Genomic DNA, 18129 nt, shown 5'->3' on the forward strand with positions numbered 1-18129 from the left:
CTAGCTGTACTGACCACGGAGGTTGGGTACGGGACCGGGGTGTCGACGTGACATGAGGAAGACCTCCGAGTGAGGTGTGGGGCTGTCTAGGAACACACCCCTCACGCCGGAGGTCTTCAGTCCCACGCTAACGCCTCGTTGTCCCCGACCGGCCGCCTGCGACTGGCTCGGTGCGTCGTCGACGACGGTTGGACCCCGGCGCGCGCGGCCGAGCGGTTCAACGTCTCGATCACCACGGCCAGGCGGTGGGCCAGCCGGTACCGCACCGAGGGCCCAGCGGGGATGGTGGACCGCTCCAGCCGGCCGGCCAGCTGCCCGCACCGCACACCACAACGGCGGGAGCGGCGCGTGCTCGGACTGCGGGTGTCCCGCCGATGGGGACCGGCCCGGATCGCCTACCACCTGGGCATGCACCCCTCGACCGTGCACAAGATCCTGACCCGCTACCGGTGCCTGCGACTGTCCTGGACCGACCCAGCCACCGGCGCCCCTGTCCGCGCGCAGCGGCGCAAGATCCGCCGCTACGAGCATCCCGCGCCCGGTGACCTGGTCCACGTCGATGTCAAGAAGCTGGGCCGCATCCCCGAGGGCGGTGGGCACAAGGTGCTGGGCCGGGCCCAGGGCAAGAGGGACCGCCGCCGCGGGATGGGGTACTGGTTCATCCACAACGCCGTGGACGACCACACGCGCCTGGCCTATAGCGAGTTGCTCACCGACGAACGGAAGGAGACCGCCGCCGGGTTCTGGGCTCGCGCCCACGCCTACTTCGCCACTGCCGGGATCACCGTGACCCGGGTGCTGACCGACAACGGGGCCTGCTACCGCTCACGCGCCTTCGCCGCGGCCCTGGGCGAGGACATCGCGCACAAGCGGACCCGCCCCTACCGGCCGCAGACCAACGGCAAGGTCGAGCGGTTCAATCGCACCATGCTCGAGGAGTGGGCCTACGCCCGCCCGTACACCAGCGAGACCGAGCGCGCAGCGGTCAAGCCCCGGGTAGTGGTGTAGCGCTGCGTTGTCTACGCGCCTAGCAAGTGTGAAGCCCCCACCCGGACAAGACGGACGGGGGCTTCACGGTTCGTGGGCGGCTCAGGCCTTCTTGTCGTCGTCCTTGCCCTCGACGTCGCCGAACTGGTCGGCCCGGTCGTTGGCGAACGCCTGCGCCTTGTCGACCTGCTCGGAGTGCTGCCCCCCGGTCTTGTCGTCGACGAAGTCACCGCCCTTCTCCACCCCCTGGTCGACCTTCTCATCGTGCTCGCCGGCCATGTCCTTGGCCTTGTCCATGAACCCCATGACGTGACTCTCCTTCCCATCGGGTCCGGCACCCCAGCCGAGGTGCCCGTTCTGCCCATACAAACACACCGCGACACCACTGTCGACACCAAGCACCACGCCGTCGCGGCCACCACCCACGCGACATGTCCGAGCAGTCAACCACGACGTACCCGGCTCGAAAACGGTCGTCACTGAGCCAGCCAGTTCAGAGAGGGTCTGTCCGATGAACGGTGTTTCTGGCGTTCATCTCAGAGGTTCTCCGCGGCCGGCATGCGGTCGGCGAAGGTGACGGCGAAAGCGTTGAGCGCGGGCTTCCACCGTATGGTCCATCGTGCCTGGCCGGTGCCCTTGGGGTCCAGCCCCCGGGTGACCAGGTAGAGGCACTTCAGGGCGGCCTGCTGGGTCGGGATGTGCCCGCGCACGGTGACCGCCTGCCGGTACCTGGCGTGCAAGGACTCGATGGCGTTGGTGGAGAAGGCGGATCTGCACGTCCTAGGCCAGGAAGGGGATGAACTCCTCCCACGACGCTCTCCACATCTTCGGCATCGCGGGGTAGGGCTTGCCCCATTTCTCCTCCAGCTCCTCGAACGCCACCCACGCCGCCCCCACCGAGGGTGCGGTGTAGATGCGGCGCAAGTCCTTGGCCAGCTGGTCACAGTACTTGCGGCTCGCGTACCGCAGGGTGGCCCGGATGAGGTGGATCACGCACGCCTGCACGATGGCCTGCGGGAACACCGCGTGCACGCTGTCGGGTAGTCCCTTGAGCCCGTCGCAGTCGATGAAGAAGACATCCCGCACGCCGCGGTTCTTCAGGTCCGCCAGCACGTTCATCCAGAACTTCGCGGACTCGCCGCCGCCCTGCCCGGCCCACAGGCCGAGCACGTCACGCCGCCCTCCCAATTCGACGCCGATCGCGGCGTAGAAGGGTTGGTTGCCGATCTGCCCGTCACGGACCTTGACGTAGATCGCGTCGATGAAGATGGCCGCGTACACGCCCTGCAACGGGCGGCTGGCCCAGGCGGCCATCTCCTCGAGGACCTTGTCGGTGATCCTCGAGACAGTGTCCTTGTAGATAAATGCGCCATACACCTCATGGAAGTGCGCGCTCATCTCGCCGGTGGTCAGCCCTTTCGCGAACAGGCTGATCGCGACGGCGTCCACGTCCGACAGGCGCCGTTGTCGCAACTTGGGCGATGACCGGCTCGAACGTGCCGGCCCGATCCCGCGGGACCGCGATGCTCACCTCCCCGGCGGCGTCGGTGAGCACCGTCTTGGGGCGGGTGCCGTTGCGGATGTTGCCGCTGTCCGCAGAGGGTGCCTGATGTTTCTCGTGGCCGAGGTGCTCGGTCAGCTCCTCTTCCAGCGCGGTCTTTAGGACAATCGCGGTGATCGACTTGAGCAGCCCGTCCGGGCCGGTCAGGTCCTCACCGCGGGCCCGGGCGGCCTTGACCAGCTCCCGGACCGCGGCCTGCTCGGCCTCGCTGCGCGAGGCCGTCTTCTTCACCTTCTTGGGCATCGAGCTCACGCTCGTGATCTTCTCGGTCATCGCATGACCTTCCCCGCCAGCCGTGCCGGCGTGTCAGGCCAGAAACACCATTCAGCGGACAGTCCCTGCCTTCACCGCAGTAGGCTGGAGTCGCGTGCAGAAGCGACGGCGGCGGTGCGGGAGGAGACGCCGAGCTTGGTGTAGATGTGCACGAGGTGTGATTTCACGGTCGCGTCGCTGATATGCAGTCGTGCCGCGATGTCGTTGTTCGTTGCGCCGTCTGCGACGAGTCGCAGCACTTCGGTCTCACGGGCGCTGAGGTTGGGTTGCGGGGAACGCATTCGGGCGAGCAGTCGTCCCGCGATCGCGGGGGCGAGGGCGGTCTCGCCTGCGGCTGCGGCGCGGATTGCAGCGAGGAGCTCCTCGAGTGGGGCGTCTTTGAGGAGGTAGCCGCTGGCTCCGGCTTCGACGGCGCCGAGGATGTCGCTGTCGGTGTCGTAGTTCGTGAGCACCAGCACGGCAGGCGGATGGTTGAGTGCGCGAATGCGGCGGGTCGCGTCGGCCCCGGTCTGGTCGGTGCCGAACTGCAAGTCCATGAGCACCACGTCCGGTACCAGATCGCTCGCGAGGGCGACGACATCGTCAGGGGTTGCCGCTTCCCCGATCACGTCGAGGTCGGGGTCGCCTGAGAGCATCGCCCGCAAGCCCGTGCGGACGACGGGGTGGTCATCGGCAAGCACGATCCGGATCACGATGCCGCCTCGCTTCCGGTGAGAAGCGGCAGTCGCGCGGTGACCGTGGTGCCCTGTTGAGGGGCCGAGGCGATGGTGAGGGTGCCGTCGAGTTGTTCGAGGCGCTCACGCATGGCGTGCAACCCGAAGGAGTCAGCCTCGTGCGAGTCGGCGACCGCGGAGGACACCTCGAAGCCGCGGCCGTCATCGCGTACCACCAGCGATACCGTGGCGTTGTCTCGGGTGAGTTCGGCGGTGATCCGGGTGGCGTTCGCGTGGCGGATCGTGTTCGAGAGGGCGCCCTGAAAGATGCGCAGCAGCGCGATCTGGGTTCCCATCGGCAGGTCGAGTTCCTCGGCACTCACCTCGACTGGGATGGACGCGCGGTCGGACTGTTCCTGACCGAGGCGGTGCAGGGCGGGGGCCAGTCCGTCGCCGAGGCGGGTCGGGGTGAGCTCGCGGATGATCTGCCTCGTGTCCGCGAGGCTGTCGGCCGCGGTCTCACGGGCGAGTCGCACGTACCCGGCACCGGGTTCGGGGGTGTCGCGTTCAGCGGCACGCAACAGCATCTGGATCGAGGACAGGCCCTGGGCGACGGTGTCGTGGATTTCACGAGCGAGCCGGGCGCGCTCCGCCAGTGCGCCCTGTTCGCGTTCGGTCTGGGCGAGTTGCTGCCGAGTGCGGATCAGTTCGGCAACGAGCCGTTCGCGCTCTTCGGCTTCACGCCGAAGCGCACGGTAGGCGAGCCCGATCAGTAGGGCGACGCCGGCGCCCACCAGTGGGCCGATCACCCCGCCGACGCTGAACCCGAGATGGAGGCCGAGGGCGAGGATCGCGAACGCGGTCGTGGCCACGATCGCCGCGACCCCTCCACGTCCGGGCAGGACGTGAAGGTAGAGGAAGAACAGCGGGAAGACGAGGTAGGCCCCCTCGGGGCTCAGCCACGTCAGCACCGCCCACAACAGCGTGAGCGCGGCGATCCAGCCGACGGCGTCACCGCGCCGGGAGACTCCTGAATCGCCTTGTGTCCGCGCCGCCCAGGCACCGGCGAGATACACCGCGACGAACGCCATCCCCATGACCAGCGTCCATGTCGCAGCCGGCGAGGAGACGACGTATGCGCGCACCACCGTGAAGCCCGCGAGCCCGATCAGGAGGGCGTGCAGGCCAAACCGGAGACCGGTGAACACCGGGGCGAGGGTCGAATGCGACATGACGCTCCAAGCCTATGCGAGCGGTGTTGCCCGGCCATCAACCGAAAGTTGGACCGTGAATCCCACGGTTTGGGCGATGCCCGGCCCTGCCTGCGCGAAGGAGGGTTGAAGGGTAGCTCGGGCAGAGTGCGCGAGCGGAAAGGCATCATCGTGTTCGTCGCGTGGAGAGAGTTGCGGTTCGCCCGCGGCCGGTTTCTCCTCATCGGGGCCGTCGTCGCCCTGATCACCCTGCTCGTCGGCTTCCTCTCCGGCCTCACCGGGGGTCTGGCCGCCCAGAACATCTCCTCCGTGCTGCAGTTGCCCGGGGATCGTCTCGTGCTGCAGCAGCCCGAGAACAGCGACCCTAGCTACGCAACCTCTTCCCTTGACGAGAACACAGTCACAGCATGGGAACAGGCGGACGGGATCGAGTCGGTGACACCGATCGGGATCGTCCAATCGCGGGCCTCGGCCAGCCGCATCGACGACCCGACCGGGGTTGCCCTCTACGGGCTGCCACAGCATGCCCCCGATACCCAGTCGAACCCCCTGTTCGACCTCGCCCCGGTTCACGACGACGAGGTCGGTGTTTCCTCCGGGGCCGCCGATTATCTCGGCGTCGAGACTGGTGACACGATCTCGATCACCGGCACTGATTTCACCGTCAGCGTCGTCGGCGATGATCTTTGGTACAGCCACACACCGGTCATCGCCTTGACCCCAGAGGCGTGGAGCGAGGCAAGTAAGCGCGTCGGCGGCACAGGCGAAGCGACGGTGCTCGCCGTCACCGCCAACGCAGACTGGGAGGCCATAGGTGCAGCAACCGGCACGGTCGCCGAAACACCGCTGGCGAGCCTGACCGCCCTGGAAGCGTTCCGATCCGAGATCGGGTCGCTCGGGCTGATGATCGCGATGCTGTTCGGGATTTCCGCCCTCGTCGTAGGCGCGTTCTTCACGGTCTGGACGATGCAGCGTGCCAGTGACATGGCCGTGCTCAAAGCCCTCGGTGCGACCACCGGGTCGCTCGTGCGCGACTCACTCGGCCAGGCGTCTATCGTTCTGGTCGCCGGGATCGGTGTCGGCCTCGCCGCCGTGATCGGGCTCGGCGCCCTCGCGGGGCAGGCGCTGCCGTTCATCATGAGCCCGATCACCACTCTCGCCCCAGCCGTCGTGATGGCGGTCCTCGGCCTCGCAGGAGCCGCGTTCGCGCTGCGCTCCGTCACCAAAGCCGACCCCCTCACCGCCCTTGGGAGCAACCGATGATCCAACTACAGAACGTCACCCTCACCTTCCCCGACGGGGAGAACCGCATCACCGCCGTAGACAACGTCACCCTCCGCGGGCACAACGGCACCGTCACCGGCATCACCGGCCCCTCCGGGTCGGGCAAGTCCAGCATCCTCGCCGTCGCCGCGACCCTTATCCGCCCCGACTCTGGCGGAGTTCTCATCGGCAACGGCAGCGACATGATCGACGCCGCCCAGCTCTCGAAGCACGAGGCCACGCAACTGCGCCGTGAGCGCATCGGCATCGTGTTCCAGCAGTCCAACCTACTGCCCGCGCTCACGGCGCGCGAGCAGTTGCAGGTCATGGCCAGACTCGGCGGCGGCACCAGCCGGAACAAGCGAGCGAAGATCGACGCCCGAGTCGACGAACTCCTCGACGCTGTCGGCCTCACCGAGCACGCAGGCAAGCGCACGCACCAGCTCTCCGGCGGGCAACGGCAACGGGTCGCGATCGCCCGCGGCCTCGTCCACGAACCCGAAGTCCTCCTCGTTGATGAGCCGACCAGCGCTCTTGATCAAGAACGCGGAGCGAAGATCATGGAACTCATCTCCCGCCTCACCCACGAACGCGACACCGCCACCCTGCTCGTCACCCACGACCTCGCGCACCGCGACACCCTGGATGACCTCGTCACGGTCCTCGACGGTCGTATCACTACCCCAATCGCTGGGCGCGCGCTTACACGCTGAACTGGACGGCCGAGCAACGAGAATAGGAATATTGGGAAGTTGGGGACCGCTGGACGGACCGGTAACAACCGCATGTCGACCTGAGCGATGCTGAAAGACTGTGCGGTGTCCCCCACTGCAGGCTCGGGCCCCTGCCCCCGCCCCGTCGCGCGTGCAGCATACGTGCATCAGTAACTCAAATGGAGCAAGCACCCCCGCACTGTACTGGGTCAAGAAATCGCAGGTCAGAGATGCCCGGCTGCCGGACCCACCTGTTTTTCGAACAGCAGACTGAAGTGCAGACCGTAGAGCCCAGATCGCTTGCGGCACAAGCGATCTCAGAGCTGACGAAGGGACTCGAACCCTCAACCACCCATTTACAAGACTACCGAGCGCAGCGCGCTGACCTGCACATATAGCATGAAACAGAGATGTTTGGACCGTTTCGTGCAGCATACGTGCATCAAGGATGGCCCGTCTTGGCCACCGTGCGACCGGCCACGTGAGGCGCCGAGAGTCTCGCGCACCCCCGACAAGCGGGGCAAAGCGGACAGCCCTTGCGGTGGTGACGCCCTACACGCTTGGAGCCTCCAGGTCGGCTTCCACCCCTCCGCAGTGCCCACGCCGTTCACTCGACCGGCCGTGGCGACATCGAGAAGTCGGACGCTAAATGGGGCAAGCGGTCGTGACATTACCCGCATGCGATGAGCGGACGCCTGCCAGCCGGTTCCTGGGCGACTCATTCCGCCCACAGTGACGCAATAATGCCTTGCGGTTCCCGGTGTCTGGCCCGATGGGCCCCACGCTCTGCCCAGCGGTACTGACGCGAAGGCTCAGTCGGCCGGCGCTGGTGCCCTCGACGCCGATCATCCGTACCGCGCCGAAGACTCGCGACGAAGTCGATGAGCTGTCGATAACCGACCGGTGTGGCCGGGACTTCGAGGTTACCCAGTCTGGCGCCCGTCGAGGACACAACCGCGACCTGGCGGTAAGAGTCCCGCGGAGTGGTGGGGTTTGGGGAGTGGGTGTGGCTCCCTGACGTAGGGAGGTCATCGGCGAGATGCTCGGTGTGTACCGCCAAGTACTCACCAGAGGAGATCTCACCGATGACCCTTTCCCAGTCTGCCGTGTCCGACCTGCTGGACGCACTTCGCACCGGTGACGGCGTAGATCTGGTGCGCGAGTCCGTGCGCATGGTCCTGCAGGAGCTGATCGAGGCCGAGGCCACCGAAGCCATCGGCGCCGCCCGCTACGAACGCACGCCCGGGCGGGTGACCGAGCGCAACGGGACCCGCCCGAAGCTGTTGACGACCAAGGGCGCGCGACGTCACGGTCGCGCTGCCTAAGCTGCGCCAGGGCAGCTTCTTCCCCAGCATCTTGGAACCGCGTCGGCGGATCGACCAGGCGCTGTACGCGGTGGTGATGGAGGCCTACGTCCACGGTGTCTCGACCCGCTCGGTCGACGACCTCGTGGTCGCCCTGGGCGGGACCGGGATCTCCAAGTCCGAGGTGTCGCGGATCTGCGCCGGCCTGGATGAGTCCGTGGGGGCGTTCCGCACCCGCCGCCTGGACCACGCCCGCTTCCCCTACGTCTACCTCGACGCGACCTACCTGCACGTGCGCACCGAGGCCGCGATGGTGGTGTCCAAGGCCGTCGTGATCGCGACCGGTGTCACCGAGCACGGCCGCCGGGAGATCCTGGGCCTGGACGTCGGCGACAGCGAGGACGAGGTCTTCTGGCGCGCGTTCCTGACCGGCTTGCGCAAGCGTGGGCTGTCCGGTGTGCAGCTGGTGATCTCCGACCAGCACGCCGGCCTGGTCGCCGCGCTGAGGCGGGTGTTCCAGGGCTCGGCCCACCAACGCTGCCGGGTCCACTTCATCCGCAACGTCCTCGCGCACGTACCCAAGGCCGAGACAGAGATGGTCGCCGCGGTCTTCCGGACCATCTTCGCCCAGCCCGACCTGGCCTCCATGGCCCGGCAGTGGGACAAGGTCCGCGACGACCTCGCCGGCCGGTACCCCAAGACCGCCCCGCTCATGGACGCCGCCAAGGCCGAGGTCCTCGCCTTCGCCGTGTTCCCACGGGAGCACTGGCGCAAGATCTGGTCCACCAACCCCCTTGAGCGGCTCAACAAGGAGATCAAACGCCGCTCCCGCGTCGTCGGAATCTTCCCCAACGAGGCCGCCGTCATCCGCCTCATCGGCGCCGTCCTGGCAGACACCCACGACGAGTGGCAGGTCGACGACCGCCGCTACCTCTCCGAAGGCTCCATGGCCAAGCTCTACCCCACCAGCGATACTGAAACCGTCGCCCTCCAAGAAGGCGACCGGTAGGCAACGAGCATCACCTCAAAGCCCACCACTCAGCGGGGCTCAGTCACCTGGCGCGTGTTAGCGTGCGTGTCGAACCGGCGACGACTTCGCCTACCCCTCCTCGCGATAGTCGTAATGGACCGTGACTGCCATCGTTGCTGTTGTCATGCTGGACCCGTGCCCTTCTTCTATGGGCACATCGGTCAGTCGTGCAGACAAGACGTTGATGGTGCGGACCAGGCTCATATGAAGTCATGCTCGCCTCTGGCCGACATGCATCGGAGGAACGCCCACGCCGCCCGACCCGTGGACGCTCAGATTCCAAGACATGCCGCAAGAACGTCAGTCACCCGCAGGGTCACACGCGCCGGACAACGAGAACCCCTTCATCATCAACGTCACCCGATCGTGCATGAACCCCGCTTCTGGGAGAGCCCTACGACTTTCAAGGTGCCGATGTTCTTCGTGCGCTTATGAACTTCGTGGGTGCCGTGGGCCCTTCGAGGAGTGGTACGCCATCGTGGAGGCACTGACGAAGGACCTCGTTGTGCTCGACAGCTCCGGTCACCGCCCCTTGTGGGAGCAGCTGGAGGAGTTCGTGGACTATCTGGTAGAGACTGTCCTGCAGCCCGGTGCCTAGGAGCGAGTCAGCGCGACGGTGAGCAGGACCACGGAGCTCTCCACCGCCTCGAGTGCGTGGCGCGCGTCAGGGATGGTGAGCAGGTCGCCGGGCGAGCCGTTCCAGCGGTCCTCGCCCGAGACGAGGGTGACTCGCCCGTGCAGCACCTGGAGGGTGGCTTCGCCGGGGTTCTCGTGCTCATCCAGGCGCGAACCCGCCCGCAGCGCGACGAGGGTCTGGCGCAGGACGTGCTGGTGACCGCCGTAGACGGTGTCCGCGCTCCGCCCGCTGGAAGCAATCGATGCTGCCTCCAGGTGGTGACGGACGAGCGCGGTCAGCGATTGCTTGTGCATCGTTCTCCTTCGGGGTGAGGGGCGTACGAGCCAGTTCGGTATCTCAGCCGACACGGTCCCAGCCGCGCCGTTTCTGGTGGCTACCGAGCTGCTGGTCGTCGCGGCTCCGATAGACGATGTAGGGCCGGGTCAGGTACCCCAGGGGCGCGCTGAAGACGTGGACCAGCCGGGTGAAGGGCCAGAGGGCGAACAGCGCGAAGGCGACGAGCGCGTGCAGCTGGAATCCCAACGGGGCCTCGGACATGAGGCGCGCGTCGGGTTGGAAGGCGAGGAAGGAGCGGAACCATACAGACACACCTTCTCGGTAGTTGTACTCATCGCCGATGGTCAGGATCGAGCCGGCGACCGTGTTCCACATGCCCAGGAAGATGGCTGCGGCCAGGAAGGCATACATGACCTTGTCCATCACGGTCGTCGCGGAGAAGACCGGGCCGACGGTACGCCGTCGATAGATCAGGATCACCATCCCGACCGTTGTCGCCAACCCTGCCGCGAGGCCTCCGACGACCGCACCTACGTGGTACGCGTGGGCACTCACTCCGACCGCATCCGTCCACGACTGCGGAATCAGGAGGCCGACCACATGACCGCCGATGACACCCAGCATCCCGAAGTGGAACAGCGGGCTGCCGATACGCAGGAGCCGGTTCTCGTACAGCTGGGACGAGCGGGTGGTCCACCCGAACTTGTCGTAGTGGTACCTCCAGACGTGTCCGACGACGAACACCGTCATGCAGATGTAGGGGTAGATCACGAACAGGAAGATGTCCATCAGCGGGCCCCCGGGAACGACGGCATGGGTAGGTGGATACTCGCCGACGTGGAAGTGGCGTCGCCCCCCGGGCTGAACCGAGGATGAGCGAACGGAGCGAGGCCGACCTCCTCCTCGGGAGGGCCTTCCGCCGCGAGCCGCCGGACGGCGTCCCGCTCCTCGCCGTCCAGGGGCGGAAGGGTGGAGGCGACGGCGTCGATGAGAGAGGCCCAGGGCGAGGACATGTCCCGGAGGGAGAGGCGCAGCAGCTCCAGCCCGGCGCGGTGGTCGAGCATCAGCTGCCGTCCCCGGTCGGGGTCGATCGTGGCTGCGAACTCCAGGACCACGCAGAGGTGGTCGGGCAGCTCGGTCTCGTCCAGCTCGACGCCGGAACGCAGGTAAGTCTGCTTGAAGCGCAGGAGAGCCAACCCGCGTTTGCGGGTGTCGCCGTGTGCGAAGTAGGTGAGGAAGAGGTTGCAGCGTCTCCGACTGTCGAACGTCTCGACGTAGTCGGCCTGCAGGACGGACAACGGGGTGCGCTCGAGGTGCCCGACGAAGCGCAGGAGGTCGTCCGCGGCAGCGGGTGGCAGGTCCAGCGCGGCGCGTCTGATCAGGTCGACACGGGTTAGGAGCGTCGCGTCTGGGTAGTCCAGGAGCAAAGACACCGACTGCCAGATGATGGTCAGCTCATCCGGGGACAGCGTGGGCCCGGACCGTCGGCGGCTCATGCGTCCGTCTCCTTGGCCGGGGGGAACAGCCCCGGTGGGGAGCCCTTTCCGTCCCAGTTGAGGAGATTGACGCGGGACTTCTTGTCGGTGGGGCCGGACAGGGAGTCAGAGGTCTGTCTGTCCTGGAGCATCTGGAAGTTCTCGACGGCGATGGGCGTCGGTACGCCGGACCCCTCGCCGAAGAGGTCGTGCTGCCCACCGCCGTACTCGGAGACGGAGCATTCCGTGGACAGCTCTTCGAGGGAGTGCGCCTGCTCCGTGTGGGCGGGTGGAATGACGTAGCGCTCCTCGTACTTGGCGATCGCGAGCAGCCGGTACATGTCGTACATCTCTTCTTCCCCCATCCCGACCGCGGCGGGGATGGATGCGTCGGGGTCCCGGCCCATGTTGATGTCGCGCATGTAGCACCGCATCGCGGCCAGCTTCTTGAGGACCGCGTCGACCGGTCCGACGTCCCCGGCCGTGAACAGCTCCGCCAGGTACTCGACCGGGATCCGCAGCGCGTCGATCGCGGCGAAGAGGTTGGCGGTGTCCTCGGCGTCCTCTCCTGTGTCCGCGACCACGTCGACGACCGGTGACAGCGGCGGGATGTACCAGACCATGGGCATGGTGCGGTACTCCGGGTGCAGGGGCAGGGCCACCTTGTAGGTGTTGATGAGTGCGTAGATGGGCGAGCGTTGTGCGGCGTCGATCCAGTCGCGGGCGATACCGGCCTTCTCGGCCGCGCGGATGACGGCGGGGTCGAACGGGTCGAGGAAGACGTCGCGCTGTGCCTCGTACAGGCCCTGGTCGTCCTCGGTGGACGCCGCCTGCAGCACCTTGTCAGCGTCGTACAGGACGAGGCCAATGTAGCGGAGCCGGCCGACGCAGGTCTCGGCGCAGACCGTGGGCAGACCTACCTCGATGCGGGGGAAGCAGAACGTGCACTTCTCGGCCTTGCCGGTGCGGTGGTTGAAGTAGATCTTCTTGTAGGGACAGCCGGAGACACATTTGCGCCACCCGCGGCACCGGTCCTGGTCGACCAGGACGATGCCGTCCTCCTCTCTCTTGTAGATCGCACCGCTGGGACAGGAGGCGGCGCAGGAGGGGTTGAGGCAGTGCTCGCAGATCCGAGGGAGGTAGAACATGAAGGTCTGCTCGAACTCGAACTTCACCTTCTCGGCGATCTTGGCCAGCATGGGGTCGCGGTGGGCGGTCTCCGTCGAGCCACCGAGATCGTCGTCCCAGTTGGCGGACCACTCGATCTTCATGTTCTTCCCTGAGATCAGGGACTTGGGGCGTGCCACCGGCGTGTGCTCCTGGGCCGGGGCATCGGTCAGGGTCGAGTAGTCGTACGTCCAGGGCTCGTAGTACTCACCGATCGAGGGCAGCTTGGGGTTGGAGAAGATGGTCATCAGGTTCTTGAACCGGCCACCACCTTTGAGTTTCATGCGGCCGCGCTTGTTCAGCTCCCAACCGCCCTTCCACTTCTCCTGGTCCTCGTACGTCCGGGGATAGCCCAGGCCCGGGCGGGTCTCGACGTTGTTGAACCAGATGTACTCCGTCCCCGACCTGTTGGTCCACGCCTGCTTGCACGTCACCGAGCAGGTGTGGCAGCCGATGCACTTGTCGAGGTTCATCACCATCGCCATCTGGGCCATGACACGCATGTCAGTACTCCACGTCTTGAGAACGTTTCCGGATGATGGTGACCTCGTCGCGCTGGTTACCGGTCGGGCCGAGGTAGTTGAACGCGAAGGTGAGCTGGGCGTACCCACCGATGAGGTGGGACGGTTTCACGAGCAGCCGGGTCAGCGAGTTGTGGATGCCACCCCGTTTGCCTGATGTCTCGGCGATCGGGACGTCGATGAGCCGGTCCTGTGCGTGGTACATGTACACCGTCCCCTCGGGCATCCGGTGGGACACGATGGCCCGGGCGACCACCACGCCGTTGCGGTTGACCGCTTCGATCCAGTCGTTGTCCCTGATCCCGACCTTGACTGCGTCCCGGTCGCTCATCCAGATGTTCTGGCCCCCGCGTGACAGGGAGAGCATGAAAAGGTTGTCCTGGTACTCGGAGTGGATCGACCACTTGTTGTGCGGTGTCAGGTAGCGGACCGTCAGACCCTCCACCTCCCCCGCAGAACCGTCGGAGACGGTCCCGAGAGCCGGTTCTGCGAACAAGGACGCCATGTTCAGCGGAGGCCGGTAGACCGGGAGACCCTCGCCCAGCTCGGTCATCCAGTCGTGATCGAGGTAGAAGTGCATCCTCCCGGTGAGCGTGTGCCAGGGCTTCTTGCGCTCGACGTTGATGGTGAACGGCGAGTAGCGCCTCCCACCCGTCTCAGTACCCGACCACTCCGGTGAGGTGATCACCGGCACGGGGGGCCCCTGGGTGTCGGCGAAGGTGATCTGCTTTCCCTCGTGCTCCTGCGCGAGGTCCACGAGGGACACTCCGGTGCGTTTCTCCAGGGTGGCGAACCCTTGGGTGGCGAGGTGACCGTTGGTCGTCCCCGAGAGGGCGAGGATGCTCTCGCACACGTCGACGTCACGCGTGAGGGAGGGCCGTCCGTCGGCGACGCCGCCCCGCACCGAACCGTTCTTGTGCTTGAGGTAGTCCACCTGTGCGCTGAGCTCGAAGGTGACGCCCTTGGTGGTCGCGCCCAGGGTGTCGACCAACGGGCCGAGAGCGTTCATTTTCTGCGCGACGGCACCGAAGTCGCGCACCACGGCCGTCAGCTTCGGCATGGTGACACCCGGAACCGGCTCACACTCGCCCTTCTTCCAGTCACGGACGACGCCGTGCGGGTTCGCCATCGCGTCCGGTGTGTCGTGGGTCAGGGGCGTCGCCACGACATCGGTACGTATACCGAGGTGTGTGGTCGCGAGCTCGCTGAACTTCGCGGCGATGGTCTGCCACGCGTCCCAGTCGGTGCGGGTCTGCCAAGGCGGTGCGATCGCGGGGTTGAAGGAGTGCACGAACGGGTGCATGTCGGTGGTGTTGAGGTCGTGCTTCTCGTACCAGGTCGCCGCCGGGAGCACGACGTCGGAGAAGATCGTGGTGCTCGTCTGGCGGAAGTCGATCGTCATGAGCAGGTCGAGCTTGCCCTCGGGAGCCTCCTCGCGCCACGTCACCTCGACCGGACGGTGCGCCTCCGGCGTCTCGGTGGCCCGCACCGAGGAGTCCGTGCCCAACAGGTGCTTGAGGAAGTACTCGTTGCCCTTGCCCGAGGAGCCCAGCAGGTTGGCCCTCCACACCGACAGGATGCGCGGGTAGTTCTGCGGCGCATCGGGATCCTCGCCCGCGAACGAGAGGTCTCCCCCCTTGAGCTGCCCGACGACATACTCCCCGACCGAGGTCCCCGATGCCGCGGCGTCGTCGCCGAGGTCCAGGGGATTGCGGTCGAAGGTGGGATAGGAGGGCATCCATCCCATCCGGGCGCTCTGCGCGATCACATCGGCGGTGGACCTACCGGCGAGCTGACCGGTGCCGGTCGTGGCGGACAGGGTGTCGGCCCCGAACTGGTCATACCGGAACTGGTCGCTGTGCAGGTACCAGTACGCCGTCTGGATCATGTTCCGCGGGGGACGGCTCCAGTCCAGCGCGTTGGCGACCTGGGTGTAGCCGGTGAGCGGACGCACCTTCTCCTGACCCACGTAGTGCGCCCATCCCCCACCGTTGACCCCCTGACAACCGGTGAGGTTGGTCAGGGTGAGGAAGGCCCGGTAGATGGTGTCGGAGTGGAACCAGTGGTTGGTTCCTGCCCCCATCACGATCATCGACCGCCCACCAGACTCCGCCGCGTTCGCGGCGAACTCGCGGCCCACCCGAGCGGCGGTGCTGGCCGGCACTCCGGTGATCTGCTCCTGCCAGGCCGGGGTGTACGGCGCTGCCGCGTCGTCGTAGCCGTAGGCCCACGCCCCCGGCAACCCCTCCCGTCCGACGCCGTACTGCGCCAGCAGGAGGTCGAAGACCGTGGTCACCAGGTGGCCGTCGATACGTCGGACAGGCACACCGCGCGGTAGGTCTTCGGCGGAACCGTCCGGGGTGTCGAAGCGGGGCATCCGGACCAGTACCGAGCCCTCGGCACTGTCGAGCAGGGACAGCTGCGGGTCGACGGACCCCAGCTCGAGGTTCCACCGACCGACCCCCTGATCCCCGAACCGGTGCCCCAGCGACCCGTTCGGCACCACCGGCTCCCCGGTACGCGCGTCGACCAGGACGGTCTTGAACTCAGGATTCTCCTCATCCGGATCGGTGGTGGCCAGGTCGGAGGCCGTCAAGAACTTGCCGGCGGTGAAGTGGCCATCGTCTCCCTCGTCGAGCTTCACCAGGTACGGCAGGTCGGTGTACGTCTTCACGTACTCGGTGAAGTAGGGCGTCTGCGCGTCGACGAAGAACTCCTTCAGCACGACGTGCCCCATCGCCATGGCCAGGGCGGCATCCGTCCCGGGTCGGGCGGGCAGCCACTCGTCGGCGAACTTCACGTTGTCGGCATAGTCCGGAGCCACCGCGACGACCTTCTGCCCCCGGTACCTCGCCTCGATCATCCAGTGCGCATCAGGGGTGCGCGTGACCGGGAGGTTGGAGCCCCACATGATGAGGTACCCCGCGTTCCACCAGTCCCCCGACTCGGGCACATCGGTCTGGTCGCCGAACACCTGGGGCGAGGCAACCGGCAGGTCGGCGTACCAGTCGTAGAAGCTCAGCATCGAGGCACCGATGAGGTTCAGGAACCGCGCGCCGGAGGCGTGCGAGACCATGGACATCGCCGGGATGGGTGAAAAGCCCGCGACCCGGTCCGGGCCGTACCGCTTGATGGTGTGCACATGCGCGGCAGCGATGATCTCGGTCGCCTCCTCCCAGCTGGCCCGCACCAGACCTCCCTTGCCCCGGGCGCTCTTGTACGCCTTCGCCCGGTGCGGGTTCTCGACGATGTGCTCCCAGGCCAGCACGGGGTCACCGCCGTGCTGGGCCTTCGCCTCCCTGAACATTGTGAGCAGCACCCCACGGACGTAGGGGTAGCGCACCCGCGTCGGTGAGTAGGTGTACCAGGAGAAGGCCGCCCCACGCGGGCACCCCCGGGGTTCGTACTCCGGAGAATCCGGGCCGACGGACGGGTAGTCGGTCTGCTGCGTCTCCCAGGTGATGATGCCGTCCTTGACGTATACCTTCCACGAGCACGACCCCGTGCAGTTCACCCCATGGGTTGAGCGCACCACCTTGTCATGGCTCCACCGGTCCCGGTAGAAGTCGTCGGCCTCCCGCCCGCCGGTATGCGTGAGCGTCCGCAGATCCTCGGAGAGGTGGCCGCGCGTGAAGAACCGCCGGCTGCGCACGAGGGCGTCGGCCACCGGGCCGTCCATACCAATGTCGCTGGTCATCGTGATACCTGTCTGTGTGCTGTGCGGCGGACGACGGTCAAGGTGAGCGCAAGGGTGAGGGCAGCGGTGATCGACAGCAGGAGCAGCCCGATGGCGTACGACTCCGTGCGGCCGTAGACGAAGCCCATGAGCAGGGGAGGCAGGAAGCCGCCCAGGCCACCGGCCGCTCCGACCAGTCCCGTCACTCCACCCACCCGGCTCGGATCCGTCACGGCGGCTATCAGGGCGAAGGTGGCCCCACTCCCCGCCCCGAGCGCGGCCGCCATGGCCAGGAATGCCACCGTCCCGACCCCGTCGAGCGGTGGGGTCGCCGCCGAGATCGCGGCACCGACGACGATGACTCCGTAGGACCCGGCCAGGACCGGGATCGCCCCGAACCGGTCGGAGAGCCAGCCACCGACCGGCCGTAGGACGACGGCGACCAGGACGAAGCCCGCCATCCTGCTGACGGCGTCAGCAGCAGTGAGTCCGTGGGCGACCTTGAGATAGGCAGGAAGGTAGACCGAGAAGGCGACGTATCCACCGAAGGCGACCGCGTACAAGATGCACGCCTGCCAGGTGATGGGGAGCCTGGCGTTCGCGCTCAGCCGGGTGAGAAGACCCGTCGTCGGCACTGTTCTGCCCGGGGCGTCGCGGAGCACTCCCCACGACACCGCGGCGTAGACCGCCAGCACAACCGCTGTGATCACGAAGGGGGCCCGCTCGCCCTGCTCCGTGAACAGTTGCACCGTGGTCAGCGCACTGATCGCTGTCCCTCCCATGCCGGCCCCGAAGATGCCGATGGCCAAGCCGGGCCGCTCCGGCGGGAACCATGCGTTCACGAACGGGACCCCGACGGCGAAGACGGTGCCGGCGACACCCAAGAAGAAGCCGCCGAGAAGCAGCAGCGCGAAGGAGTCGAGGGCGAAGAAGGCGATGAACAGCACCGGCAGGATCGTGACCCCCGAGACGGCCGGGAACATGACACGACCGCCATAGCGGTCGGTGAGGGCTCCGGCGACGATGCGCCCGAACGACCCGACCAGCACCGGAACGGCGACCAGCAGGGCAACGTCCGACTCGTCCAGGACCCCCAGCGCGCCGGTGTCCCGGAACATGGGGCCCAACGGGCTGAGCAACGCCCAGGCCCAGAAGTTCACCGCGAACCCAGCCGTCGCCACGACAAGCATCAGCCAGGGACGACCCCGCATCTCAGCCGGCGCCGCTGCCGTCATCCGTCCACCCGAACCAGCGAGGTGTGCAGTACCCACGGAGCCGCCTCACATCACTGATCGCGACGTCGCCGGGGTCCAGGGCAACCTGTGCCGGCAACTATGCCACAGCGCGGTGCGAGCCGCGGGGCACGACGCTCACGGCTCTGA

11 protein-coding genes and 3 pseudogenes are annotated in these 18129 nt (G+C 66.9%); 4 read left to right on the forward strand and 10 right to left on the reverse strand.

From position 1 onward, the window contains the following. Positions 1-120: 120 nt before the first annotated feature. Positions 121-993: pseudogene (locus FHD63_RS12505) on the forward strand (IS481 family transposase); the annotation flags it as partial. A 96-nt stretch (positions 994-1089) separates the two neighbouring features. Here FHD63_RS12505 and FHD63_RS12510 read toward each other — a convergent pair. The 4 genes and pseudogenes from FHD63_RS12510 to FHD63_RS12525 all read right to left on the reverse strand — a co-directional run bounded on the left by FHD63_RS12510 (position 1090) and on the right by FHD63_RS12525 (position 4706). Then, positions 1090-1293 carry an antitoxin gene (locus FHD63_RS12510; protein ID WP_139722322.1) on the reverse strand — a complete coding sequence of 68 codons (204 nt, stop codon included), beginning with the start codon at positions 1291-1293 and terminating at the stop codon, positions 1090-1092. Positions 1294-1523: 230 nt separating this feature from the next. Continuing rightward, positions 1524-2821, reverse strand: a pseudogene (locus FHD63_RS12515) (IS256 family transposase). A 71-nt stretch (positions 2822-2892) separates the two neighbouring features. Continuing rightward, entirely contained in the window at positions 2893-3513 is a 621-nt protein-coding gene (locus tag FHD63_RS12520; RefSeq protein WP_139722323.1) for a response regulator transcription factor, read from the reverse strand. Continuing rightward, positions 3510-4706: a sensor histidine kinase gene (locus FHD63_RS12525; RefSeq protein ID WP_139722324.1), complete on the reverse strand. Its 1197-nt coding sequence runs from the start codon at positions 4704-4706 to the stop codon at positions 3510-3512. Before FHD63_RS12525 ends, FHD63_RS12520 begins: the two co-directional genes overlap by 4 nt. 150 nt (positions 4707-4856) lie before the next feature. Between FHD63_RS12525 and FHD63_RS12530 the strand changes: the two genes are divergently transcribed. From FHD63_RS12530 to FHD63_RS12540, 3 genes and pseudogenes are all read left to right on the forward strand, one after another. Then, positions 4857-5948 carry an ABC transporter permease gene (locus tag FHD63_RS12530; RefSeq protein ID WP_139723129.1) on the forward strand — a complete coding sequence of 364 codons (1092 nt, stop codon included), beginning with the start codon at positions 4857-4859 and terminating at the stop codon, positions 5946-5948. After that, positions 5945-6661, forward strand: a complete 717-nt coding sequence (locus FHD63_RS12535) for an ABC transporter ATP-binding protein (RefSeq protein ID WP_139722325.1) — start codon at positions 5945-5947, stop codon at positions 6659-6661. The genes FHD63_RS12530 and FHD63_RS12535 overlap by 4 nt, the downstream gene beginning before the upstream one ends. A gap of 1085 nt (positions 6662-7746) precedes the next feature. Continuing rightward, positions 7747-8974, forward strand: a pseudogene (locus FHD63_RS12540) (IS256 family transposase). A gap of 615 nt (positions 8975-9589) precedes the next feature. On the opposite strand, the gene FHD63_RS12545 reads toward FHD63_RS12540, so the two are convergent. From FHD63_RS12545 to FHD63_RS12570, 6 genes are read right to left on the reverse strand one after another with little or no spacing between them, the layout of a single operon-like run. Next, positions 9590-9925 (reverse strand): cupin domain-containing protein, encoded by a 336-nt coding sequence (locus FHD63_RS12545; protein ID WP_139722326.1) that lies wholly within the window; start codon positions 9923-9925, stop codon positions 9590-9592. A 43-nt stretch (positions 9926-9968) separates the two neighbouring features. Beyond that, on the reverse strand, positions 9969-10697 hold the full coding sequence (gene narI, locus FHD63_RS12550) for a respiratory nitrate reductase subunit gamma (RefSeq protein WP_139722327.1): 729 nt from the start codon (positions 10695-10697) through the stop codon (positions 9969-9971). After that, positions 10697-11404: a nitrate reductase molybdenum cofactor assembly chaperone gene (narJ, locus tag FHD63_RS12555; RefSeq protein WP_139722328.1), complete on the reverse strand. Its 708-nt coding sequence runs from the start codon at positions 11402-11404 to the stop codon at positions 10697-10699. Before narJ ends, narI begins: the two co-directional genes overlap by 1 nt. Continuing rightward, positions 11401-13053, reverse strand: coding sequence for a nitrate reductase subunit beta (narH, locus tag FHD63_RS12560; RefSeq protein ID WP_139722329.1), 1653 nt, complete (start codon positions 13051-13053; stop codon positions 11401-11403). Before narH ends, narJ begins: the two co-directional genes overlap by 4 nt. 1 nt (position 13054) lies before the next feature. Continuing rightward, a complete protein-coding gene (locus tag FHD63_RS12565; RefSeq protein WP_202978377.1) occupies positions 13055-16768 on the reverse strand; it encodes a nitrate reductase subunit alpha in 3714 nt (1237 codons plus the stop codon). Next, positions 16765-17982 carry an MFS transporter gene (locus FHD63_RS12570; RefSeq protein WP_238705660.1) on the reverse strand — a complete coding sequence of 406 codons (1218 nt, stop codon included), beginning with the start codon at positions 17980-17982 and terminating at the stop codon, positions 16765-16767. The genes FHD63_RS12565 and FHD63_RS12570 overlap by 4 nt, the downstream gene beginning before the upstream one ends. Positions 17983-18129 lie beyond the last annotated feature (147 nt).

The sequence above is a fragment of the Serinicoccus chungangensis genome (assembly GCF_006337125.1).
Taxonomy (GTDB): Bacteria; Actinomycetota; Actinomycetes; order Actinomycetales; family Dermatophilaceae; genus Ornithinicoccus; species Ornithinicoccus chungangensis.